The following is a 22,664-nucleotide window of genomic DNA, read 5'->3' as shown; positions in this document are numbered from 1 at the left end:
GGCGCCGGCTTAGGCGCAAAAAGCAGCCGCGTCGCGCGCGTGCCACCTGACGCGCGCGACGCCGCCGCCTCCCCTGTGCCGGCGTCGCCCAAAACGCCGGCGGGATGCCACCGCCTGGGAACCGTCACCTCCCGGCCGGCAGCACGCAGTTGCCGTGCGCGCGGCCGCCGGGCCCGTGTGCGGCGCGCCCACGTGACCGTTTTCTACCCTTCTTTGGCGCACAATCCACCTCTTCGCTTCACAAGAGATGAGGAGTACGCCGGCCCGGGCGGTCCCTGACGCCTCCTCAACTGTGCGCGGGAGGCGGGGAGAAGAAGCGATCCGTCAGGGGATCACGATGACCGGGCGCTGCGCCCGGCGGGCCAGCCGGCCGGCGACCGAGCCGAAGATCCGGCCGACGATGCCGTGCGTCGAGCCCACCACGATCGCGTCGGCCTCGTACTCCCGGCCGACCTCCTCCAACTCGTGGCAGATGTCCCCGCCGCGCTCCACCAGGATCCAGGGCACCTCGGAGAGGTGGTCCGCGCAGGCCAGCTCCAGCCCGAGCACCTCGGTGCGGTGGTCCGGTACGTCGACGAAGACCGGGGGCTCGCAGCCCGCCCAGACCGTCGTCGGGAGCCGGTTGGCGACGTGGACGATGATCAGTCCGGCGCTGTGCCGCCGCGCGATACCGATTGCATACGCCAACGCGCGTTCGCTCGACATGGAGCCGTCGAAGCCGACCACGACGCCGTGCCGGAATGCCGGATCGCAGGAGTGGCGCGTCTTTTCCGCCGCTTCCAGGTCCGCCATCGGATCGGCGACCTGCTTGCGGTCCGCGGGTTCGGGGATTTCGTGACCGGCCATTGGTGTCTCGGCGAGGACGTCCTCTTGCGGAGGGGCGAACGGGGAACGGCGATTGACTTGATCCGGCAGTTGACTGAGCTGGCTCGATCGAGGCTCGGGAGCCATAGTTCAAAGAGGAACGATACGACTGGGAATCATCTTCCCAAGCCGATACCCCAAGAGTACGGCGCCACTCCCCCGCTGCCCAGAGCCCGCCGCGGGCACCGGGTGCCCGGACGAGGTGGACGGGGCCTCGAACGTTCCCCGGAGCATGCCGGAGCGTGGCGCGGATGGCAATGCCCCGTCCTGCCCCCGTACGTACCCCTCGCGGTGACCCAAGATCGTCGGTGACGTTGTAGTAGCAGCCCGCCCGAGGGGAGCACGAGGTGCCGTTGCCGCCCGACAGATCACCCGACCCAGTGAGCGACGTCGTGCGCTGGGGCGCGTTCAGCTGCGCCCTGGTCCCCTTCGTACTGATCATCAGCGGCGCCTCGTGGGCCGGCGCGGCCGGCACCGCCGCCGGTCTGGCCGCGGTGACCTGCGCCTGCCGCGCGCTGTTGCGGCGGTCCGAACGCTCCGCGGCCGGACTCCGCAGGCGCACCGCCGGACGACAACGGGACAGAAGCGGACGTTCTGGGGCGCGGGCGCGCAGAGGCGGGCGGCACGTCGAACGGCGTACGCCGGTCGACTGAGGCGTCCGCAAGTCCGCGCACGACCGTTTTCAGCCAACTTCCGGACAGGGCCCGCACCTTGCCCCCGGCACCCCCCAACCCCGGTGTGAGCAGGGCGGAAAGGACCGCTGGGCATGGTTGTGTCCTCCTGCGAACGGGCAGAGCCGAGACGCGTACTTCCCTTGCAGGGCCGACGAGTGGAACGCTTCGTGATCGAATGCTTCGCGCCAAGTTGCCATATCGACATACCAGCGGGTGGTGAACTTGGCACTCCATCCTCACGGGACACAGTAGATTCGATCTTGGTAGTGACGGCGGGGGAACTGTGCAGGACCGAGAGGGCGAGACGACCGAGGGGGGCTTAAGTGCCATGAGCCAGGACTCCGCTGCCGTACCAGATGCCGCACGCAAGCTCGCCGCCCGACGGCGCCGCGAAATAGTCGCGGTGCTCCTCTTCAGCGGCGGCCCTATTTTCGAGAGCTCCATTCCGCTCTCGGTCTTCGGCATCGACCGACAGGACGCCGGGGTTCCGAGGTACCGGCTGCTTGTGTGCGCTGGCGAAGATGCGCCTTTGCGCACGACCGGGGGGCTGGAGCTGTCCGCCCCCTACGGGCTGGAGGCGATCTCCCGTGCCGGGACGGTCGTCGTACCGGCCTGGCGTTCCATCACCCAGGCCCCGCCGCCCGCCGCGCTCGACGCGCTGCGCCGGGCGCACGAAGAAGGGGCCAGGATCGTCGGGCTGTGCACGGGGGCGTTCGTCCTCGCCGCGGCCGGACTGCTCGACGGCCGACCGGCCACGACCCACTGGATGTACGCGCCGACGCTCGCCAAGCGTTATCCGTCCGTCCATGTCGACCCGCGGGAGCTGTTCGTCGATGACGGCGACGTACTGACCTCCGCGGGCACCGCCGCCGGCATCGACCTGTGCCTGCACATCGTGCGCACCGACCACGGCGCGGACGCCGCGAACGCGCTGGCCCGCCGGCTGGTGGTGCCGCCCCGGCGCACCGCCTCCGACCTGGGCCACCAGCGCTACCTGGACAGGTCATTACCGGAGGAGATCGGCGCCGACCCGCTCGCCGAGGTCGTCGCCTGGGCGCTGGAGCACCTCCACGAGCAGTTCGACGTGGAGACGCTCGCCGCGCGCGCGTACATGAGCCGGCGCACCTTCGACCGGCGGTTCCGTTCCCTCACCGGGAGCGCGCCGCTGCAGTGGCTGATCACCCAGCGGGTGCTGCAGGCCCAGCGGCTGCTGGAGACCTCCGACTATTCGGTGGACGAGGTCGCCGGCCGCTGCGGGTTCCGGTCGCCGGTCGCGCTGCGCGGCCACTTCCGGCGCCAGCTGGGGGCCTCGCCGGCCGCCTACCGCGCGGCCTACCGCGCACGCCGGCCGCAGAACGGTGCGCCCGAGCCCGCGCTCAAACCCGAGCGGGCCGAGCGGCCGGAGCGCGAGCGGGCGGCGCTGGGGGCGGGTGCGGGGTTCTCCGCGTCCGCGCTGGCCGGTCACGGCCTGGCGGAGGCGGCAGAGGCGGCCAAACCGACCTCGGACGCCTACGCCCCCCGGATGCCGGAGACCGCGGTCGGCCGGGCTGCGGGCCGCCCCGTGCTCCCCGGACAGCGCGAGCGCCCCGTAGGGTGAGATGTATGAACGATCGCATGGTGTGGATCGACTGCGAGATGACCGGTCTCTCGCTGGCGAACGACGCGCTCATCGAGGTGGCCGCACTGGTCACCGACTCGGAGCTGAATGTGCTGGGCGACGGGGTGGATGTGGTGATCCGCCCCCCGGCCGAGGCGCTGCGCACCATGCCGGAGGTGGTGCGCCAGATGCACACCGCCTCCGGGCTGCTGGCGGAGCTGGACGGCGGAACGACGCTGGAGGCGGCCGAGGCGCAGGTGCTGGCGTACATCAGGCAGCATGTGCCGGAGCCGGGGAAGGCGCCGCTGTGCGGCAACTCCGTCGGCACCGACCGTGGCTTCCTGCTGCGCGACATGCCGGCGCTGGAGAGCCATCTCCATTACCGGATCGTCGATGTGTCGTCCGTGAAGGAGCTGGCCCGGCGCTGGTTCCCGCGGGCCTACTTCAACAGTCCGGACAAGAACGGCAACCACCGGGCGCTGGCGGACATCCGTGAATCCATCGCGGAGCTGCGCTACTACCGGGAGGCGGTCTTCGTGCCGCAGCCCGGCCCCGACTCGGACACCGCGAAGGCCATCGCCGCCAAGCACGTACTGCCGGCCGAGCCGGCACCGGCCGCCGCGCCGCCGGTGACGCCGCAGTCGGTGCCGCCGGTGACGCCGCAGTCCGCGCCGTCGTCGTGATCCACCCCGGGCCGTCTTCCGGGTCGTCGCCGCAGCCGCGGTGACCCGGAAGACACGCCCACGCTCCCCCGGCCGGAAACCTGGGCGCGAGCACCCCTGAAGACCCTGTACACTTTTTCTCAGCCGGTGGGGAAAAAGAACCACACAGCACCGGTCATGGTGGGTATAGCTCAGCTGGTAGAGCACCTGGTTGTGGTCCAGGATGTCGCGGGTTCAAGTCCCGTTACTCACCCCACTGAAAGGCCCCCGACCTCTGGTCGGGGGCCTTCGTGTTGCCCGGGCAGCGGCGGGGCGCTCAGTAGCCGACGGTGAAGCGCTCGCCGATGTGCCGGGGCCGCTCGATCTCGTCGACGAGGGCGACCGCGTAGTCCTCGGCGGAGATCCGGCTGTCGCCCCCGGCGTCGGTGATCAGGTCGTCGGTGGCGGTGCGGTAGGTGCCGGTGCGCTCGCCGGGTGCGATGGTGGCGGCCGGGCTGAGGTTGGTCCAGCGCACGTCGGAGACGGAGCGGTAGAGGTCCAGCGCGTCGCCGTGCGCGTGCATGATCTGGAGCAGGAACTCCGGCAGGCCCTCGGCGTCCCAGACCTGCCTGCCGTCCGGCGTACGGAGCGAGCCGGCCCCGCCGACCGCGATCAGCCGGGGCGCCGCCGCGCCGAGGGTGCGCAGGCCGGCGACGAGGGACTCGGCGGCGGGCCTGATCGTGGCGAGGTGCCCCGGGCCGTCGCCGCCGCCGACCGCGCTGACCACGACGTCCTTGCCCTCGGCGACCGCGGCGACGGAGCCCGGGTCGAGGACGTCCCCGGTGGTCACGGTCAGGGCCGGGTGGCTCGTGGTGAGCTTCGCCGGATCGCGGACGACCGCGGTGACCTGGTGGCCGCGCCGCAGCGCCTCGTCGAGGACGCGGCTGCCGATCGTGCCGGTGGCGCCGTAGAGAGCGATCGTGGACATGGTGGATCTCCCAGCTGTGCGGTGGACCGGGGTGGGCCGGTCGATGGGGGGGCGGGTCCTCGAGGGACTTCCGTTTTCGGTCAGCGGTCTCGCCGACCTCTCCTACGCTAGGGCCGCCGGCGGGGGTTTCCGGGGTAGCGAAGGGACCGGGGATGGTCAGAAAGCGACAGGGGGGTGGGGAGCCGGTTCCGGAGATCCGGGAGGTGGCGTTCTCCGCGCCGGCCGGGCGGCCGTCGGGTGTGGAGGTGCTGACCCTGGCCGAGCTGCGGGAGCGGGCGGACGCCTGCCAACTGGCCACCCCGCACCGGCCCGGCTTCCACCATCTGCTGCTGCTCGACCGCGGCCGGCTGGTGCACAGCGTCGACTTCCGCGAGCACGTACTCGCGCCGGGTGATCTGCTGTGGTCGCGCCCCGGGCAGGTGCAGCACTTCGGCGATCTCACGGGCGCGGAGGGGCGGCTGGTGCTCTTCGAGGCGGGCTTCCTGGACCCGGCGACCGCGGCCGCGGCCCGGATCGAGGACTGGTACGGACCGCCCGTACGGCATCCGCGGGGTGCGGCGGCGCGCCGGGTGGCCGCGGCGATGGGCCAGCTGCACCTGGAGTTCGGGGCGCTGGGCGGGCTGCACCCCGATCGCCTTCCGGGACGCCGTACGGGGCGGGGCGCAGCGGGTGGGGGGAGGCCCGCTGCGCCCCGCGTGAGGGTGTCTCCTCCGTCAGCCCGGCGGGATCAAGGAGACACCCCCGAGGGGCGGTGGTCCGGGTCGGTCGGGGGGCCGGACCGCCGGTGGGGGTCAGCCGGTGTAGGCGCCGAAGGCCTTGGTGAAGTCCAGCGGGCGCTGTGCGATGGAGCTGCAGGTCGGCTGGGCGGAGTTCGACCCGCCGCCCTCGCAGGCCTTGTCGCGGGTCGCGGACCACATCGACAGCCAGCCCAGGTGCTTGCTCTTGGCGAACGTCACCAGCTGGGTGGCGTCGTCGACCTTGAAGACCTCGCTCTGGACGTCGTTGACGCCGATCATCGGGGTCACCGCGACGGTCTTCCAGGCGGCCGCGTCGCCGAGCCCGAGGGCCTTCTTGAGCTGGCCCTGGGTGGCGGTGGCGGCCTGGGTGGCGTAGGTGCCCATGTCGCCGTTGTAGGAGGAGCCGTAGTCCATCGCCATGATGTTGACGGCGGAGATCTTCACGCCGTTCTTCTTGGCGTCGGCGACCAGGTTCACGCCGTCCTGGGTCAGGCCCTCAGGCATGACCGGCAGGGTGAAGGAGACGTCCAGGCCCGGGTGGCTCTTCTGGAGGCGGGCGACGGCCTGGGCGCGGCGGGTGTTGGCGGCCGTGTCGGCCAGCGCGCCGCCCTCGATGTCGAAGTCGACCCGGGTGAGCTTGAACCGGTCGATGACCTTGCCGTACGCGGCGGCCAGCTGGTCGGCGGAGGTGCAGGCGACGCCGAGCTCGGAGCCGTTGGCGCCGCCGAAGGAGACCCGGACGTCGCCGCCGGCCTTGCGCAGCGCGGGTATCTGCTTGGCCACCGGGTCGCTGCCGAGGTCGACCGAGCCGCCCCACTTCGGCGTACACCCGCCGCCGGAGGTGATGAAGGCGAGGTTGAAGTGCTTCACGCCGGTCTTGCGGGCGGTGCCGGCCAGGTCGTAAGCGGGCGTCAGGGAGGTGTCGACGTACGGGGCGAAGCCGGCCGCGGCCCTGGTGCCGGCGGTGCGCGGGGCCTTTTCGGCGAGTGCTGCGCCGGCGACGGCGAACGCGCCGCCGGCCGCGACCGCGGCGGCCGTGCCGGTGAGGATCAGCTTGGTGGTACGGCTCTTGCGCCGGCGGTGTGCGGAGGAACTCATCTGGTCCTGCCTGTCGTCACGTGGGGGGTGGCTGGGGGTGCACCGGGGGAAGTCGGTGTGCCCCGCACGCTAGCGACAGCGAAACGGACAAATGCCGTGATCCGTACGGACGTTGGGGGAATTATGGCGGCCTTAAGGAAGCGGAAGGCGGTGGTTAAGACCACCGGCCTATGCCCCGTGACGGGCGCTCAGGAACCGGTGCGGGCGGCCCGCCGGCCGCCGGTGCGCAGCCTGCGGCGCAGCCGGTGGCCGCGGCGGGCGCCCTGCGGACCGCGCCGGCCGTCCAGGGCGAGCCAGACGCGCACCTCGGTGCCGCCGAGGACGGAACGGCCGATACGGACGTCGCCGCCGGTGGACTCGGCCAGCCGGCGCACGATGTCCAGGCCGAGGCCGGTGGAGCCTTCTCCGCCGCCGCCGTGACCGCGGCGCAGTGCCGCCTCGGGGTCGGCGATGCCCGGTCCGGCGTCGGAGACCAGCACGATCACCGCGTCCTCCGCGTTGTGGACGTCGACGGCGAAGGCGGTGCCCTCGGGGGTGTGCCGGAAGACGTTGCCGAGCATCGCGTCGAGGGCGGCGGCGAGGTCGGGGCGGGCGACCGGGACGCGGACCGGGCGGTCGGCGCCGGCGACGCGGGCGGTGCGTCCCTGGTCCTCGGCGAGCGCGGACCAGAAGGCCATCCGCTCGCGGATCACCTCGGCGGCGTCGCAGCCGGCCGCGGCCGCCGCCTGCTGGGTGTGCGCCTTCTGTTCGCGGGCGGTGCGGATGATCTGGTCGACCTCGCGCTCCAGTTGGGCGACGGCGGAGCGGGTCTGTTCGGCGGCCGGGGTGTCGCCGAGGGAGGCGGCGTTGAGCCGGAGGACGGTGAGCGGGGTACGCAGCCGGTGCGAGAGGTCGGCGGCCAACTCGCGCTCGTTGGCGAGGAGTTGGACGACCTGGTCGGCCATGGAATTGAAGGCGGTGGCCGCGGCCCGCAGTTCCTTGGGGCCGTCCTCCTGGACGCGGACGCCGAGCTGGCCGTGGCCGAGGTCGTGGGCGGCGCCGGCGAGGCGTTCGGCGGGGCGCACCATCCGGGTGCCGAGCCGGTCGGCGACCGCGACCGAGCCGATGACCAGCGCCAGGCCGACGCCGGCCAGCACGACCCAGGAGGTGGTGACACCGTTGGTGAGGGCGTCGTCCGGGACGAACACCTCGACGACGGCGATGCCGGAGGCCACGGCGGTGGGCTGGAGCAGTGAAGTGCCGCCGGGGACCGGGGAGATGGAGGCCCGGCCGAGCTTGGCGGCGGCGGCCACGTCGGCGGGGGCGGCGCGCCGGGTGCCTATTTCGGCGGGGGTGCCGTTCTTGCCGCTCGCCGGGACGTGGACCCCGATGCGGCCGCCGGCGCCGGTCTCGGCGCTGGCCACGGCCCGTTCCAGCTGGGTGCGGTCGGTGGTGATGGCGAGCACCGGGCCGATCGTGGCGGCCTGCCGCTCGGCGCTTCCGTAGGCGCGGTCGCTGGCCATCTCCTTGACGACGAGTCCGAGGGGCACGGCGAACGCCACCACGACCATCGTGGTGACCGCCAGCGCGACCTTGACCAGGGCCCACCTCACAGCGCGCGGCCCTTCATCGCGGTGGCTCCAGCTTCACGCCGACACCGCGCAGGGTGTGCAGATAGCGGGGCTTGGCCGCGGTTTCGCCCAATTTGCGGCGGAGCCAGGAGAGATGGACGTCGATGGTCTGGTCGTCGCCGTAGGACTGCTGCCAGACCTCGGCGAGCAGTTCCTTGCGGGGGACGACGACGCCGGGCCGCCCGGCGAGGAACGCCAGCAGGTCGAACTCCCGGCGGGTGAGGTCCAGTGCGGCGCCGTCGAGTTCGGCCTGGCGGCGCAGCGGGTCGATGGACAGCCCGCCGACCCGGATCACTCGTGAGGGGGGTTCCGCGCCGGCCGCACCGGCCCGGGAGCGGCGCAGTACGGCCGCCATCCGCGCCGAGAGGTGCTCGACGGAGAACGGTTTGGTGAGGTAGTCGTCGGCGCCGTCGTTCAGCAGCCGCACGATGTCGGCCTCGTCGTCCCGGGCGGTGGCGATGATCACCGGGACGTCGGTGATGCCGCGCAGCATCTTCAGCGCCTCACCGCCGTCCAGGTCGGGCAGGCCCAGGTCGAGGATGACCACGTCGAAACCGACGTGCGCCACCTCGCGCAGCGCCTCCAGGGCGGTGCCGACGCTGCGTACCGTATGGGCCGCCTCGGTCAGATGCCGGATGAGGGCCGAGCGTACGAACTGGTCGTCCTCGACCACGAGCACACGTGCCATGGGCGGCACCGTACGCCATCGGGGGGACGGTTCTTCACCGGAGGTTGACGGCGGATCGGTGCGTTCGGCCCGCTCGAGCGGGCTGCGACGGGGGTGGCCGGTGGTGCAGTATGAGCCGAATGCAACGAGGACTGGTTCACGCGGCGGCCTGGACGCTGGCGACCGGCGCCGCGGTCACGCTGTCGTGGTTCGGCGTGCACACCGTGCTGTCCGGCACCGCGTACGACGCACCGCGCGCGCTGCCCCTTTCCGACCAGGTGGCCTCTTCGGGGGCGCAGGCCGACGGCGGGGGAACGCCCCGCGCCTCCTCCACGCACCGCCCCAGACCGTCCACCCCGGCCCCCGAGCCGTCCGCCACCGGCCCGTCGTCGGTGCCCTCGCACACCGGCAGCACCCGCGCGCAGCGCCCGCCCACCACGGTGCCGGGCGGCCCGTACGGAGCCTTGGACGGCCGGGTCAGGAGCTACGCCACCTCGGGCGGCCGGGTGGTCTTCGATCTGGGCGGCTCCGCGGCCGAGTTGGTGTCGGCGACGCCGAACTCGGGCTGGGAGATGCAGGTCTGGAAGCAGCAGGGGTGGATCCGGGTCGACTTCACCGGCGGCGGCGGGCACACCTCGGTGATCTGCACCTGGAACGGCCATCCGCCGACGGTGGAGACCAGCAACAACGCGACCTGAGCCGGCCCGGTCGCCCGCGGGCCCGCTCAGCCGAAGGTGCCGGCCGGCGGGGCCGGGGACGCGACGGCCGTGGCGTCGGTGACCGGGGCCGCGCCGCCGGTGAAGTCGGCCAGCGCCCGGCCGTGTTCGACCCGTCCGGTCTGCGGGTCGGTGGCCGCGCGGCGGGTCAGCTCGGTGACCGGGAGGGCGGTGTCGGCGGCCAGCAGGACGGCGTTGCCGAAGCGCTTGCCGCGCAGCACCGCGGGGTCGGCGATCAGGCAGAGCTCGGGGAAGACCGTGTGGACGGTGGCGATCTGGCCGCGCAGGAAGGAAAGCGGCGGGCCGTCGGCGAGGTTGGCCGCGTAATGGCCGCCGGGGCCGAGCGCGCGGCGGACGTCCGCGACGAACTCGGTGCTGGTCAGGTGCGCGGGGGTGCGGGCCCCGCGGAAGACGTCGGCGATGACCAGGTCGGCCCAGCCGTCCGGGACCTTCGCCAGGCCCGCGCGGGCGTCGCCGCCGCGTATCCGTATCCGCCAGGTGCGGTCCCACGGCAGCTGCCGGCGGACGAACTCCACCAGCGGGGTGTCGATCTCCACGGCCTGCTGGGTGGAGCGCGGCCGGGTCGCGGCGATGTAGCGGGCGAGGGTCAGCGCGCCGCCGCCCAGGTGGACGACGCGCAGCGGCTGTCCGGGCGGTGCGGCGAGATCGGCGATGTGGCCGAGCCGCCGCTGGTACGAGAAGTCCAGGCGCCGGGGGTCGTCGAGGTCCACGTGGGACTGCGGGGCGCCGTCGAGGAGCAGGGTCCAGCCGCGCGGCCGGTCCCGGTCGGGCCGCAGCTCGGCGAGCCCGCCGTCCACCGTCTCGGTGACGGTCTCCACGCCGCCGCGCCCGCGCCTGCTCTTCGCCATGCGCTCAAGTATCGCCGGTGCCCCCGAGGACTCCGACGCAGGTCGGGCGAGGCGGGCGGTGGAGAGGAGGGAGTGGCGGACCACCCGAGACCGAAGTCAGGGGAGGTCCGCCAACTACACCACGACCCGGGCCGGTCCGAGGTCCGTCCGGACCGGCGGACGGGTCACCTGTTGATGCAGACGTTCCCGAATGCCGGGTTCAGCAGCGCGGCGATGTTGAGGCTGTTGCCGCAGATGTTGATCGGGATGTTGATCGGAACCTGGACATTGTTACCGCTCAGAATGCCCGGGGAGTTCGCAGCGACGCCATATGCGTTGGCACCACCGTGGTGGCCGTAGACGAAGCCACGGTGGTCGTAACGCTCGAAGTGACGACCGTGGTGGTGGTGGCGGTGGTGGCCGTGGCGGCCGTTGTGGCCGTTGTGGCCGTCCCCGCTGGCGGATGCCATCCCTGCGCCGCTGAGCACCAGCGCGCAGCTGGTCGTGGCCATTGCGGCGGTCTTGATAAACCGCTTCATCCCATTCTCCTTTCAGTTCGCGAATGGGGCACCGGTCACAACGAACGAAATACGTCAAAGACGCGGGCGTCCACCCCTGCAGGGACTGGTTAACCCTATTGGCATAAAGATCGTTCCGCCATTTCAGTGCGGCATTCCGCCGTTCGGGATCACCGGCTCCGCACCGGGCGTGCCTGCCGTGGTTTCCAACATGATTTCTGTCAGAGTGCTCTCCTGTTTGACTGATAGACGTCGGAGAGGAAGACATGCGGAAGTCGATGGACCGCACCGGGCGCGGCCTCGTGTGCGCGCCGGCGGCATTGGCATGGCCGGCCACCCTGTCTTCGGCGGCCGGGGGGTGCGCGACGGCCCGGAAGGGCGGCGCCGGGGCCGACGGCCGGTACCGGACGGCGTACGTCGACGTCGACGCCGACCGGAACACCTGCCACTCCGGCCGCGCCCGGCTACGGATCCCGGCCGGCTCACGGATCAGCTACGCCCGGCTGTATGGGACCAAGAACCGGGCGGATGTCGTGGCCTACGACGGCGACCGGGGCAGCGGCCCCGACCGGCTTGTCACCGAATCCGGCCGGGGGTCGGCGCGGCAGCCGGCCCCTCGCCACGCCCTCGGTCCGGATTCCGATGTATTCGGCCTCCGGCCCGCCCGGCGGTCCGGCGGTGACCGGCTCACTTTCCGCTTCTCTCCGCACCGGCCGGGATATCTGCTCGGCGCGCTCTTCGTGCGGACCGATACCCGGCGCTGAGCGGCGCGCTGCGGGAATTCCACGGCGAATTCCGCCGGAAAAGAGTTCTGTCGGCCCGGTGATCAGGGGAGCGGTGCGTGGCGGCGCAAGAGCTGAGGTCGGGTGAGCGGCCCACGGTGCTCCACGTTTCCCAGTCCGTCGACGGCGGGGTGGCCCGGGTCGTCGCCGACCTGGTGCGCGCCCAGGTCTCCGCGGGCCTGCGGACCGTGGTGGCCGCGCCGCCCGGCGGCGCGCTGCTGCGGGACGCCGCGGCGGCCGGCGCCGAGACGGCACCCTGGCCGGCCCGCCGCGCCCCGGGTCCGGCGCTGCCCGGCGAGACCGGCCGGCTGGCCCGGCTGATCCGGCGGCTGGCCCCGGACCTCGTGCACACGCACAGCGCCAAGGCCGGGCTGGCCGCCCGGCTGGCCGTCCGGGGCCGGATCCCCACGGTCCACCAGCCGCACGCCTGGTCCTTCGAGGCGGTCGGCGGGACGGCGGCGCGGCTCGCGGTCGGCTGGGAGCGGTACGCGGCCCGCTGGACGCACCGGGTGCTGTGCGTGAGCGAGGCGGAGCGGCAGCGGGGCGAAGCGGCCGGCGTGCCCGGCCGGTGGGCGGTGGTCCGCAACGGCGTGGACCTGCACCGCTGCTCCCCCGCGTACGACGACGCCGCGGCCCGCCAGGCGCTGCGCCGCTCACTGCCCGCCCTCGCCGGGCTCGCGCCCCAGGCCCCGCTGGTGGTGTGCGTGGGGCGGCTGTGCCCGCAGAAGGACCAGGGGACGCTGCTGCGGGCCTGGCCGGCGGTGCGGACCGCGGTCCCGGACGCCGTGCTGGTGCTGGTCGGCGACGGCCCCGACCAGGCACGGCTGCGGACCGGGGCGCCGCCCGGCGTGCGGTTCGCGGGCGCCGCGGCGGACGCTGTCCCCTGGTACCGGGCGGCCGATGTGGCCGTTCTGCCGTCGCGCTGGGAGGGCATGGCGCTGGCCCCGCTGGAGGCGATGGCCTGCGGCCGGCCCGTCGTGGTCACCGATGTCGGCGGCGCCCGGGAGGCCCTGCCGCCGGGCGCGGCGCCGCACTGCCTGGTGCCGCCCGGCGACCCCGCGGCGCTCGCGCAGGCGCTCCGCGGGCTGCTGACCCGCCCTCAACTGCGCACCGAGCTGGGCCGCCGGGCCCTGGCGCACACCCGGGCGACCGGTGACGTACGGCGCACCGCGGCCGCGGTCGTGGCGCTGTACCGCGAACTGCTCGGGGCAGCCGGTCCGGAGCGCGCGGAGCGGAGCGGACGATGACCACCGAGAGCGCGGACACGCACCCCTTCGCCCAGGTCCGGCCGCCCGCCGCGGCCCGGCCGGCGGCGCCCGTGGTCCACCCGCCGCGCGGCCCCCGGTGGCAGCCGCTGCCCCCGCCCCGGGCCGGCCGCGGCCGGCGGCGGAGGGTGGCCTGGCTGGTGGCCGTCGACGCGCTCGCCGTCGCCGGCGCGGCACCGCTCGCGCTGGGCCCCGGCCTCCGGCCGGCCGCGCTCGGCGCCCTCGTACCGGCGCTGCTGCTGCTCCACCTCCAGGCCGGGCTCTACCGCCCCGGCCCGGCCCCGAGCGTGATCCAGGACCTGCCCGCGCTGCTGGGCCGGGCCCTGGTGTGCTGGTGTGCGGCGGCCGGACTGCTCGCCGCCGTCACGCCCGGGCAGGCGCTGCCGCTCACCACGCTCGGGGGCACGGTGGCCGCGCACTCCCTGCTGGTGTGCGGCGGCCGGTCCATGGTCCACCGGGCGCGCCGCAATCTGGCCCGCCGCCGGCCGCGCGCCACGCTGGTCGTCGGCCCCGATCCGGCCGCCCGGCAGCTGGCCGCGGCGCTGCTGGCGCACCCCGAGTACGGCATGCGCCCGGTGGGGCTGGTCCCGCCGGCCCCGGTGGTGCCCGGCCCGGCCGAAGTGCCCACGGGCGGCGCGGCCCGTGCGCTGCCCCGCCTGACGTCCTTCCAGGACATCACCCGGTCCGTCATCGCCCACACCGTCCGCGACGCGGTGTTCACCGTGCCGCCGTACGGCGATCCGCACACCGCCGCGCTGCTGCGCCGTTTCGTCGACCAGGGCTCGGCGATCTGGCTGGCCGGCGCCGCGGCGGGCCGGGAGGGCCGGCCGCCGGAGCCGGGCACCGACCACCTGTGGGGGTTCGCCTGCCGCCCGCTGGACACCACCCCGCCGCGGCCCGGCGGCCGGCGGAAGCGGGCCCTGGACCTGGTCCTCGCCGGGCCGGCGCTGCTGGCCGCGGTCCCGCTGCTGCTGGGCTGTGCGCTGGCGGTACGGCTCGCCGACGGGCCCGGCGTGCTCTTCCGGCAGGAGCGGATCGGGCGCGGCGGCCGCCCGTTCACCCTGCTGAAGTTCCGCACCCTGCGCCCGGACGACGACCACGACCCCGCCACCAGCTGGACGGTGCCGGACGACGACGGCCGGACGAGCCGGGTCGGCCGGCTGCTGCGGCGCACCGCGCTGGACGAGCTGCCCCAGCTGTGGAACGTGCTGCGCGGCGACATGAGCCTGGTCGGGCCGCGCCCGGAACGCCCCTTCTTCGTGGAGCGGTTCAGCCGGCAGTACCCCGAGTACGCGGCCCGGCACCGGATGCCGGCCGGGCTGACCGGGCTCGCGCAGGTGCACGGGCTGCGCGGCGACACCTCCATCGAGGACCGGGCCCGCTTCGACAACCTCTACATCGACAGCTGGTCGGTGGGGCAGGACCTGCGGATCCTGCTGCGCACCGCCGGCGCGCTGCTGCGGCGGGAGCGCGGATGAGCGCGGGCGCGGCGGCGTCCGTCCCGGCCGGGCCGTGGTGCGCCGCGGACCGGGCCCGGACGGCGGCCCGGCACGGCGCGCCGCTGCTCCCCGCGCTGGCGACGGTCCTGCTGCTGTGCGCGCCCGCCGATGCCGCCCGGGTCACCCCCCTCGGCACGGTCACCCCGGCCGACGCCGCCTCCGCGGTCCTGGTGGCCGTGTGCGGGCTGCGGCTGCTGCGGCACCGCCCGCGGCCGCTCGGCCGGACCGCCGCACTGGTCCTGGGCGCGCCGGTCGCCGCGCTCGCGCTGGCGACCGTCACCTCCGCCGACCCGGCCGCGAGCCTGCCCGGTCTCGTCCGCCATCTGCAGGTCTTCGTCCTCGTACCGGCGGCGCTGCTGCTGACGCTGCGGGACGCCCGGGACTTCCGGGTGCTGGCCGGTGCGCTGGTGCTGCTCGCCCTGGTGCAGGGCGCGATCGGCGTGCACCAGTACCTGACCGCGACCGGTGCCTCTTATAGGGGGCGCGAGGTGCGGGCGGTGGGCACCTTCGGGCCGCTGGACGTCATGGGGATGGCCACGGCCGTCGGGTACGGCCTGATCGCGGCGCTCGCCCTGGGCCTGGCGCCCGGACCGCGGGCCCCGCGCTGGCAGCGGCCGGCCGCCCTGGTCTGCGCGGCGGTGCTGACCGTGCCGCTCGCGGTGTCGTTCAGCCGGGGCGCCTGGCTCGCGACGGCGGCGGCCGGCGCGGCCGTCCTGCTGACGGCCGGTGCCCGGGTCGCCGTACCGGCGCTGGCCGTGCTGACCGCCGCGGCGGTGGTGCTGGCCGGCGGGGCCGGAGCGGGCTCCGATCTGCTCGGCGAACGGGTCGCCAGCATCGGCGCGGTCTCCGACGCACCGGACCGCTCGGTCACCGACCGCTATGCGCTCTGGGCCGCAGCGGCCGGCATCTGGCGCGACCATCCGCTGACCGGCGCCGGGCTCAAGCAGTTCCCCGCCGAACGCGACGGCCACGCCTCGCTGGGCCTGTCGTCCGGCGGCGACACCGCGGGCGCCGGGGTCGCCTTCCGGCGCGAGCCGCTGCTCTCCCCGCACAACGTCTATCTGCTGGCGCTCGCCGAGCAGGGGCTGATCGGCGCGACCGCGCTGGTGGGCGGCTGGGCGGTGCTGCTGGTGTGCGGGGTGCGGCGGCTGCGCGCGGCCCGGCGCGCCCGCCGCGCCACGGACTGCGGGCTCGCCGCGACGGGGCTGCTGGTCTGGCAGGCCGTCGACTTCCTCTCCGCCGACATCGGCGGGCCGTCGACGGTGCTGACCGCGGTGGCGCTCGGGCTGGTCGGACGGTGGGCGCTGGCGCCCGGCCGGTGGCCGGTGCCGGGCGGCGGGACGGCGGCGTGGTGACCGGGGCCCCCGCCGCCGTACGCCATGGCGGCGCGCCGGCCGCACCCGGTACGGCCGCCCCGCTCGGCCGCTTCCTGACGAGGGCCGCCGCGCTCACCGCCGGGCTGACCGCCGCCGGTGCGCTGTGCGGTCTGCTGCGCGACCAGACCATGGCCCGGCTGTTCGGCGCGGGCCGCGCCACCGATGCGTTCCTGGTCGCCTGGACGGTGCCGGAGATGGCGGCCACGCTGCTGATCGAGGACGGCATGGCGCTGCTGCTGGTGCCCGCGTTCAGCCGGGCACTGGCGACGCGGGCCGCGGCCCCTGGATCGCCGGACGACCCCGCCGACCCGGTGCGGGCCCTGCTCGGCGCCACCCTGCCCCGGCTGTCCGCCGCGCTGGCCGGCGGCGCCGCGCTGCTCGCGGCCGGCGCACCGTGGCTCGTCCGGCTGCTGGCGCCGGGGCTCGCCGACCCGGCCGCGGCGGTCGACTGCACCCGGCTGACCGCGCTGACCGTCCTCACCTTCGGCGTCGCCGGCTACCTCAGCGCGGCGCTGCGCGCCCACCGCAGCTTCGCCGCGCCCGCCGCGATCTACCTGGCGTACAACCTCGCGATCATCGGCACGATGCTGGCGCTGCACGCCGACTGGGGGGTGCGGGCCGCCGCGGCCGGGGTCGCGCTCGGCGGCGCCCTGATGGTGGCGGTCCAACTCCCGGCTTTCGTAAGGGTGTTGCCGCCACCGCGACTCTTCCGGGCGGTCGCGGCCGGGACGGCTCCGCTGCCGGTGGCCGGGCTGCTGGCACCGGTCGTCTGCTTCACCGCCGGCCGGCAGGCGCAGGTCCTCGTCGAGCGGTTCCTCGCCTCCGGTCTGCCGGCCGGGGCCATCTCGCACCTCAACTACGCGCAGAAGGTCGCGCAGTTGCCGATGGTGCTGTCCCTCATGGTCTGCACCGTCACCTTCCCGGTGGTGGCCCGGGCGGTCGCCGACGGGCAGGCCGCGCGGGCCGGCCGCCGGATCGCCCGGGACCTGTCGCTGGCGGGGCTGGTGGTGCTGCTGGGCGCCGCGTACGTGGCCGCCTGCGCCCCGCAGATCACCGGCGTCCTCTTCGCACGCGGCGCGTTCACCGCCGCCGACACCGCCGCCACCGCGGCCGTGATGCGGGTGTACGCGCTCGGGCTGCTCGGCCACAGCCTGGCCGGGGCGCTGATCCGGCCGTTCTGCGCGGCCGGGCGGCCCACCTGGTACCCGGCCGGCGCGATGGCCGCCGGGCTGCTGGTCACCGCCGGGGCCGGGCTGCCCGCGGTCCGCTGGTGGGGGGCGCCCGGCCTCGCGGCCGCCAACGCCGCGGGCATCACCACCACCGCCGCACTCCTGCTGCACGGACTCGGCACCCGGGTCGTCGCCGTCCGGGTGCGCCGGCTCGCCGCCGGGCTGGGCCGGCTGGCCCTCGCCGCCGCCGCGGCGGTCGCGGTGGGCGGCCCGTTCGCCGCGCTGCCCGCCGACCCGCTGCTCGGCGCGGCGGCCGGTGCGCTGCTGGTGCCCGCCGTGTTCGCCGGCACCGCCCTCGCCGTTCGGGCCCCAGAGGTCCGGCACCTGCTCGTCGTCGTCAAAGGAAAGCTCGCCCATGCCCGTTGAACCGCCGCCGCAGCGCGCCCCCGCCCCGCCGGCCCCCGGCCGCACCGCCGTCCGCCGCCGCCCCGGCCGCGGCGGCCCGCCCTGGATCCTGATGTACCACTCGGTCGCCGACACCGCCGGCCGCGCGGACGACCCGTACCGGATCACCGTCTCCCCCGGCCTGCTGGACCGTCAGCTGCGCTGGCTGCGCGACCGCGGGCTGCGCGGGGTGGCGGTCGGCGAGCTGCTGCGCGCCCGGGCCGCCGGGCGCGACGCCGGACTGGTCGGGCTGACCTTCGACGACGGCTACGCCGACTTCCTCACCGGCGCACTTCCGCTGCTGCGCCGCCACGACTGCACCGCCACGGTGTTCGTGCTGCCCGGCCGGGCCGGCGGGCTCAACTCCTGGGACCCCAGGGGCCCGCGCAAACCGCTGCTGACCGAGGACGGCATCCGCGCGGTCGCCGCCGCCGGCATGGAGGTCGGCTCGCACGGGCTGCTGCACCAGGACCTCACCACCGCCGACCCGGTCACCCGGGAGCGGGAGACGGCGGTCAGCCGGGCCCGGCTCGCCGAGCTCACCGGCCGGGCCCCGGACGGCTTCTGCTACCCGTACGGCGGGGTCGACGCCCGGGCCGTCGCGGCGGTGCGGGCGGCCGGCTACGGCTACGCCTGCGCCCTCGCCCCCGGCCCGCTCACCGGCCGGCACGCCCTGCCGCGGGTGCACATCGGCGCCGCCGACACCCCCTGGCGGCTCTCCCTCAAACGGGCCCTGCACCCGCTGCGCCGCCGCGCCCCGCTCCCCGACGAGACCCCCCTGCCCCGGCCCGCGACACCGTCCGGCCCGGGCAGCAACAACCACCCGCAATCCCCGGCCGCTACCGCTACCCCTGGAGGCACCTGGTGAGAGTCCTGCACGTCATCACCGGCCTCGACGTGGGCGGCGCCGAGCAGCAGCTGCGGCTGATGCTGCGCCGGCTGCCCGCCACGTGCGAGGTCGTCACCCTGACCGATCCCGGCCCGGTCGCCGCGGGCATCGAGGCCGACGGCATCCCCGTCACCCACCTCGGCATGACCGGCAACCGTGATCTGACCGCCCTGCCCCGGCTGGCCCGGCTGATCCGCGCCGGCGGCCACGACCTCGTCCACACCCATCTCTACCGGGCCTGCGTCTACGGCCGGATCGCCGCCCGGCTGGCCGGCGTCCGGGCGGTGGTCGCCACCGAGCACTCCCTCGGCGACGCGGTCATCGAGGGCCGCCGGCTCACCCGGAGCGTGCGCGCGCTGTACCGGGCCACCGAGCGGCTGGGCTCGGCGACCGTCGCGGTCTCGGACACCGTCGCCGCCCGGCTGCGCCGCTGGGGCGTGCCCGGGGAGCGCATCCATGTCGTTCCCAACGGCATCGAGGCGCACCGTTTCGCCTTCGACCCGGCCGCCCGGGCGCTGGTCCGCACCCGCCTCGGACTGCCGGTGGACGCGTTCGTGGTCGGCGGGGTGGGCCGGCTGGTGCCCGGCAAACGGTTCGACGTACTGGTCCGCGCGGTGACCCAACTGCCCGGAGTGCACCTGCTGCTGGCCGGCGAGGGGCCGGAGCGGGACATGCTGCGGCGGATGGCCGAGCAGTTCGGCTCGGGCGACCGGATCCACCTGCTGGGCGCGCGGGACGGGGCGTTCGACGCACTGGCCGCGGGCCGGGCCGACGCCTGGGCCCGCACCGGCGGCACGGACGCCGCACCGCCCGGCGCGCGGCCGGACATCCCCGGGCTGCTGTCCGCCATCGACGTCTTCGTCTCGCCCTCCCCCGAGGAGGCGTTCGGCCTGGCCGTCCTGGAGGCGCTGGCGTCCGGGCTGCACGTGCTGTACGGCAGCTGCCCGGCGGTCGACGAACTGCCCGAGGACCAGGCCCCCGGCGCCCGCCGCTTCAGTCCCGGTGTACACGAACTCGCCACCGCGCTCCGGGAGTTGAGGCGCCAGGGGCCGGGCCGGCTGCCGGTCCCGCCGGTGGTCCGCCGCTACGACATCGCCCGCAGCGCCGAGGCCCTGATGGCCGTCTACGAGGAGGCCCTGGCCACCGCCGCGGCACGATGGCGCGCCACCGCGCCCGCCCCGGGCCACCCCTCCGGGGTGGTCTCGCTGCCGGACCCGTCCCCGGCACCCGCCCCGTCCACGCTCACCAACCGGTAGCGGCGCCGTGCTCGGTACCGTGAACCACGCCCCCACCGGTCCGCGGGCCGCGCTCGGCCGGCTGCGGGACCGGATGCGCCGGCTGCCCCGCTGGTGGCCGGTGCCGCTCGCCGCCCTGCTCGGCGCGGCCGGCGGGGCGGTGTACCAGGCGGTCGAGCCGCCGCGCTACGCCGCGACCGGCTACGTCGTCGTGGTGCCCGGCAAGGGCGCCGACCCGGCCGCCGCGCTCGGCTTCGCCCAGGCCTACGGCCGGATCGCCACCAGCGGCGCGGTGCTGGCCGATGCGCACCGGGCCTCCGGACTGCCGCTCGGCACATTGCGCGGCGGCATCCGGGCGGCGACCTCACCGGACGCCCCGATGATCGAGGTCACCGGCACCGCGCGCACCCCGGCCGGCTCCGCCGGCCTGGCCAACGCGGTGACCCGCGCGCTGGCCGGGACCGGCAACCGCACCGCCGCCCGCACCGGCGCCCACCTGCTGGTCCTCGCCCGCGCCTCGGCCCCGGACGAGCCGGTCTCGCCGTCCGCGCCGCTGGCCACCGCGGTGGGCGGCGCGGCGGGCGGCCTGCTGGGCGGGCTGGTGCTGCTGGTCCGGCCGCGCGAGCGGCGCCCCGCGGTACGGGCCGGCGGATCGGTCCCGGCCCCGGCCGTCGCCGCGGTCGAGGCGGGCGCCGTACCGGCCGCCGAGGACGCGGTGCGATGACCACGACGGTCTGCCGTGACCCGGCCGCGTTCGCCGCGCTGGCCGCCGACTGGCGAGCGCTGCACCGCCGCTGCCGGGCGGCCACCCCGTTCCAGAGCCACTCCTGGCTGCACTCGTGGTGGCTGTCGTACGGGACGCCGGGGCGGCTGCGGATCGTGCTGGTGCACCGCGGCGGGCGGCTGGTGGCGGCGGCGCCGCTGATGCTGACGTACCGTCCGCTGCCCGTGCTGGTGCCGCTCGGCGGCGCCATCTCGGACTTCTCCGACGTCCTGCTGGACGACTCCTGCCCCGGCCCGGCGGCCGCGGAGCTCGCCGCCGGGGTGCACCGGGCGGCCCGCGGCGCGCTGGTGGACCTGCGTGAGGTGCGACCGGGCGCCGCCGCCGAGCGGCTCTACGCGGCCTGGCCGGGCCCGCGCCGCCGGCTCGACGACTCGGTCACCCTGGAACTGCCCGGCCTGCCGATGGACGACCTGGTGGGCCGGCTGGCCGGCCCCCGGGCCCGCCGGGTCCGCGCCAAGCTCCGCAAGCTCGACGCGCTGGGCATCGAGGAACGCACCGTCCCGGCCGGGGACGTGCCCTCCGCGGTGCGGAACATGCTGCGGCTGCACGGCCTGCAGTGGCAGGGCCGGGGCGTGACGCCGGAGCACCTGCGGCCCCGGTTCGCCGCCCATCTGGCGCGCGCTACCCGGGAGATGGTCGGCAGCGGCGACGCGGTGCTGACCGAGTACCGGATGGACGGCCGGGTGATGGCCGCCGACATCCTGCTGATGTCCGCCGACCTGGCCGGCGGCTACCTCTACGGCGCCGACCCCGAACTCCGCGACCGGAAGGTCGACATCACCGCGATGCTGATGCGCCACGACGCGCGCCACGTGGTGGACACCGGCCGCGGCGCGCTGAGCCTGCTGCGCGGCACCGAGCCGTACAAGCTGCACTGGCGGCCGGTGCCGGTGACCAACCAGCGGCTGCTGCTGGCCCGCCGCGCGCAGGCACCCGCCCTCGGGCTGTACGCGGCCCGGATCGCCGGCCGGGCGCTCGCCGCCCGCCTGGCCCGTGAGCGGATGACCTCGCTGCGCGGCCTGCGGGCCCGGCGGGGCACCGTACGCGCGAGGGGTGCCGGCCGGCCATGACCTGCCCGAACCACCGCTCAGCGGACGGGCCGCGCCGGCACGGGCGGCGGCGTCCCGGCGGGCCCGGCCCCGTCCGGCACGCCGTAGAGCACCCGCCGGTACGCCTGTGCGGCGCGCGGGTTGGCCCGGCACTGCCACACGCCGTGCGGGCAGTAGTCGGTGATCGTCTGGTAGAGCGGCGGGTGCCGCGCCATCCAGTCCAGCATGCGGGTCACGAAGCCGGGGTTGTCGCCGTTGCGGAACAGGCCCCACTCCGGGTACGAGATCTGCTTGCGGTGCGCGGCCGCGAAGTCCACCTGGGCCTGGAGCCCGTACGGTTCGCGGACCATTCGGTCGAAGCTCTCCCCGGCCGGCTGGTCGTAGGAGTCCATGCCGAGGACGTCCACGACGTCGTCGCCCGGGTAGCAGCGGGTCCAGCCGATCGCGTCCCGCCCCCGGCTCGGCGCGAAGTCGAACCGGAACCGCTGCCCCGGCACCGACCGCATCACGGCGACGATCCGCCGCCAGTACGCCTTCCACGCCCGGGGGTCGGGCGCGCAGCGGTGGGTGTAGGTGATGCCGTTCATCTCCCACCCGAGGGTGAGCACGGCGTCCGGCAGGCCCACCCCGACCAGGCGCCGGGCGAGGGTGCGGAAGTGCCCGTCGAAGCCGCCCGCCGCTGCCGTGCCGAGCAGCCGGCGCACCTCGGCGTCCGGCAGCCGCGCCTCGTCGGGCGCCAGCATCGGCACGTTCAGCACGAACAGCCGGCCGGGCGCCCCGTGCCGCCAGACCGCCCACGGCCACAGGAACACCGGATCGCCCTCGATGTCCGACCAGTTGTTGCCGGGCAGGTAGGTGTGGCCCACCCGGACGTCGGTGCCGCCCAGCCACTGCCGGAGGGCCGTCATCCGCCGCACCCCCCGGGCGTCGGACCCGAGGAACGCCCCGAGCGGCACCGGTGGCGGCGGGCCGGCCGCGGACACCACCGGGGCGGCGGCCAGCAGGCACGTCAGCAGCGCACCGGCCGCGGTGGCTGCCGCCCTCCGCCGGTTGCGCTGGGACATGGTGCCTCCGGTGGCTCCGCCGCGGACGCCCGCGGTCCGGTGCGCTGACACATGACGGCCGTTCAGGACGCGGCCCGGGACGGCACCAAGGAGATAGCCCGGACGCCGCACCGGAACGCATTCCGGTAGCCCATTGGCGACCTCCCATCC

Annotated in this window: 20 protein-coding genes, 1 tRNA gene and 2 pseudogenes; 15 read left to right on the top strand and 8 right to left on the bottom strand. The window is 75.5% G+C overall.

Going from position 1 to position 22,664, the window contains the following annotated elements:
- Window positions 1–324: 324 nt before the first annotated feature.
- The gene (locus ACGF4C_RS24810; RefSeq protein WP_030414048.1) at window positions 325–846 is read right to left on the bottom strand and encodes a universal stress protein; all 522 of its coding nucleotides are present in this window, start codon (window positions 844–846) and stop codon (window positions 325–327) included.
- Window positions 847–1,244: 398 nt separating this feature from the next.
- On the opposite strand from ACGF4C_RS24810, the gene ACGF4C_RS24805 reads away from it, so the two are divergent.
- The 4 genes from ACGF4C_RS24805 to ACGF4C_RS24790 all read left to right on the top strand — a co-directional run bounded on the left by ACGF4C_RS24805 (window position 1,245) and on the right by ACGF4C_RS24790 (window position 4,053).
- Entirely contained in the window at window positions 1,245–1,517 is a 273-nt protein-coding gene (locus ACGF4C_RS24805) for a hypothetical protein (RefSeq protein ID WP_393569011.1), read from the top strand.
- A gap of 349 nt (window positions 1,518–1,866) precedes the next feature.
- A complete protein-coding gene (locus tag ACGF4C_RS24800) occupies window positions 1,867–3,135 on the top strand; it encodes a helix-turn-helix domain-containing protein (RefSeq protein ID WP_393569010.1) in 1,269 nt (422 codons plus the stop codon).
- A gap of 5 nt (window positions 3,136–3,140) precedes the next feature.
- Entirely contained in the window at window positions 3,141–3,818 is a 678-nt protein-coding gene (gene orn / locus ACGF4C_RS24795) for an oligoribonuclease (RefSeq protein WP_234442172.1), read from the top strand.
- Between the two features lie 159 nt (window positions 3,819–3,977).
- A tRNA-His gene (locus ACGF4C_RS24790) sits at window positions 3,978–4,053 on the top strand.
- 60 nt (window positions 4,054–4,113) lie between these two features.
- Here the strand turns inward: ACGF4C_RS24790 and ACGF4C_RS24785 are convergent.
- Window positions 4,114–4,764, bottom strand: a complete 651-nt coding sequence (locus ACGF4C_RS24785; RefSeq protein WP_393569009.1) for an NAD(P)-dependent oxidoreductase — start codon at window positions 4,762–4,764, stop codon at window positions 4,114–4,116.
- A gap of 152 nt (window positions 4,765–4,916) precedes the next feature.
- Here ACGF4C_RS24785 and ACGF4C_RS24780 point away from each other — a divergent pair.
- Window positions 4,917–5,234: pseudogene (locus ACGF4C_RS24780) on the top strand (AraC family ligand binding domain-containing protein); the annotation flags it as partial.
- A 321-nt stretch (window positions 5,235–5,555) separates the two neighbouring features.
- Here the strand turns inward: ACGF4C_RS24780 and ACGF4C_RS24775 are convergent.
- The 3 genes and pseudogenes from ACGF4C_RS24775 to ACGF4C_RS24765 form a co-directional block, all read right to left on the bottom strand.
- A pseudogene (locus tag ACGF4C_RS24775) lies at window positions 5,556–6,461 on the bottom strand (chitinase); the annotation flags it as partial.
- A 326-nt stretch (window positions 6,462–6,787) separates the two neighbouring features.
- Window positions 6,788–8,191, bottom strand: coding sequence for an ATP-binding protein (locus tag ACGF4C_RS24770; protein WP_393569008.1), 1,404 nt, complete (start codon window positions 8,189–8,191; stop codon window positions 6,788–6,790).
- A gap of 13 nt (window positions 8,192–8,204) precedes the next feature.
- The gene (locus ACGF4C_RS24765; protein ID WP_030414041.1) at window positions 8,205–8,897 is read right to left on the bottom strand and encodes a response regulator transcription factor; all 693 of its coding nucleotides are present in this window, start codon (window positions 8,895–8,897) and stop codon (window positions 8,205–8,207) included.
- A gap of 110 nt (window positions 8,898–9,007) precedes the next feature.
- On the opposite strand from ACGF4C_RS24765, the gene ACGF4C_RS24760 reads away from it, so the two are divergent.
- A complete protein-coding gene (locus ACGF4C_RS24760) occupies window positions 9,008–9,574 on the top strand; it encodes a hypothetical protein (RefSeq protein WP_393569007.1) in 567 nt (188 codons plus the stop codon).
- Window positions 9,575–9,600: 26 nt separating this feature from the next.
- Here ACGF4C_RS24760 and ACGF4C_RS24755 read toward each other — a convergent pair whose 3' ends face one another.
- Window positions 9,601–10,461, bottom strand: a complete 861-nt coding sequence (locus ACGF4C_RS24755) for a spermidine synthase (RefSeq protein WP_393569006.1) — start codon at window positions 10,459–10,461, stop codon at window positions 9,601–9,603.
- A gap of 164 nt (window positions 10,462–10,625) precedes the next feature.
- Window positions 10,626–10,979 carry a chaplin gene (locus ACGF4C_RS24750; protein WP_393569005.1) on the bottom strand — a complete coding sequence of 118 codons (354 nt, stop codon included), beginning with the start codon at window positions 10,977–10,979 and terminating at the stop codon, window positions 10,626–10,628.
- Window positions 10,980–11,224: 245 nt separating this feature from the next.
- Between ACGF4C_RS24750 and ACGF4C_RS24745 the strand changes: the two genes are divergently transcribed.
- From ACGF4C_RS24745 to ACGF4C_RS24705, 9 genes are all read left to right on the top strand, one after another.
- Window positions 11,225–11,722, top strand: coding sequence for a hypothetical protein (locus ACGF4C_RS24745; protein WP_393569004.1), 498 nt, complete (start codon window positions 11,225–11,227; stop codon window positions 11,720–11,722).
- Between the two features lie 77 nt (window positions 11,723–11,799).
- Window positions 11,800–12,987, top strand: coding sequence for a glycosyltransferase family 4 protein (locus ACGF4C_RS24740; RefSeq protein WP_393569003.1), 1,188 nt, complete (start codon window positions 11,800–11,802; stop codon window positions 12,985–12,987).
- Entirely contained in the window at window positions 12,984–14,483 is a 1,500-nt protein-coding gene (locus ACGF4C_RS24735; protein ID WP_393569002.1) for an exopolysaccharide biosynthesis polyprenyl glycosylphosphotransferase, read from the top strand. Before ACGF4C_RS24740 ends, ACGF4C_RS24735 begins: the two co-directional genes overlap by 4 nt.
- On the top strand, window positions 14,480–15,859 hold the full coding sequence (locus tag ACGF4C_RS24730) for an O-antigen ligase family protein (protein WP_393569001.1): 1,380 nt from the start codon (window positions 14,480–14,482) through the stop codon (window positions 15,857–15,859). The genes ACGF4C_RS24735 and ACGF4C_RS24730 overlap by 4 nt, the downstream gene beginning before the upstream one ends.
- Complete coding sequence (locus ACGF4C_RS24725) at window positions 15,802–17,475, top strand: lipid II flippase MurJ (RefSeq protein ID WP_393569000.1); 1,674 nt, start codon at window positions 15,802–15,804, stop codon at window positions 17,473–17,475. Before ACGF4C_RS24730 ends, ACGF4C_RS24725 begins: the two co-directional genes overlap by 58 nt.
- Window positions 17,465–18,361 (top strand): polysaccharide deacetylase family protein, encoded by an 897-nt coding sequence (locus ACGF4C_RS24720; protein WP_393568999.1) that lies wholly within the window; start codon window positions 17,465–17,467, stop codon window positions 18,359–18,361. Before ACGF4C_RS24725 ends, ACGF4C_RS24720 begins: the two co-directional genes overlap by 11 nt.
- On the top strand, window positions 18,358–19,638 hold the full coding sequence (locus ACGF4C_RS24715) for a glycosyltransferase (protein WP_393568998.1): 1,281 nt from the start codon (window positions 18,358–18,360) through the stop codon (window positions 19,636–19,638). The genes ACGF4C_RS24720 and ACGF4C_RS24715 overlap by 4 nt, the downstream gene beginning before the upstream one ends.
- A gap of 19 nt (window positions 19,639–19,657) precedes the next feature.
- A complete protein-coding gene (locus tag ACGF4C_RS24710; RefSeq protein WP_393568997.1) occupies window positions 19,658–20,341 on the top strand; it encodes a lipopolysaccharide biosynthesis protein in 684 nt (227 codons plus the stop codon).
- Entirely contained in the window at window positions 20,338–21,471 is a 1,134-nt protein-coding gene (locus tag ACGF4C_RS24705) for a GNAT family N-acetyltransferase (RefSeq protein ID WP_393568996.1), read from the top strand. The genes ACGF4C_RS24710 and ACGF4C_RS24705 overlap by 4 nt, the downstream gene beginning before the upstream one ends.
- A gap of 17 nt (window positions 21,472–21,488) precedes the next feature.
- Here ACGF4C_RS24705 and ACGF4C_RS24700 read toward each other — a convergent pair whose 3' ends face one another.
- Window positions 21,489–22,514: a glycoside hydrolase family 26 protein gene (locus ACGF4C_RS24700; protein WP_393568995.1), complete on the bottom strand. Its 1,026-nt coding sequence runs from the start codon at window positions 22,512–22,514 to the stop codon at window positions 21,489–21,491.
- Window positions 22,515–22,664: the final 150 nt, after the last annotated feature.

Source organism: Streptomyces sp. NPDC048197, assembly GCF_043202395.1.
In the GTDB taxonomy this organism is placed as follows: domain Bacteria; phylum Actinomycetota; class Actinomycetes; order Streptomycetales; family Streptomycetaceae; genus Streptomyces; species Streptomyces siderophoricus.
Note: the sequence above shows the minus strand (reverse complement) of the source record. Positions and strands in the feature narration are given on the sequence as shown.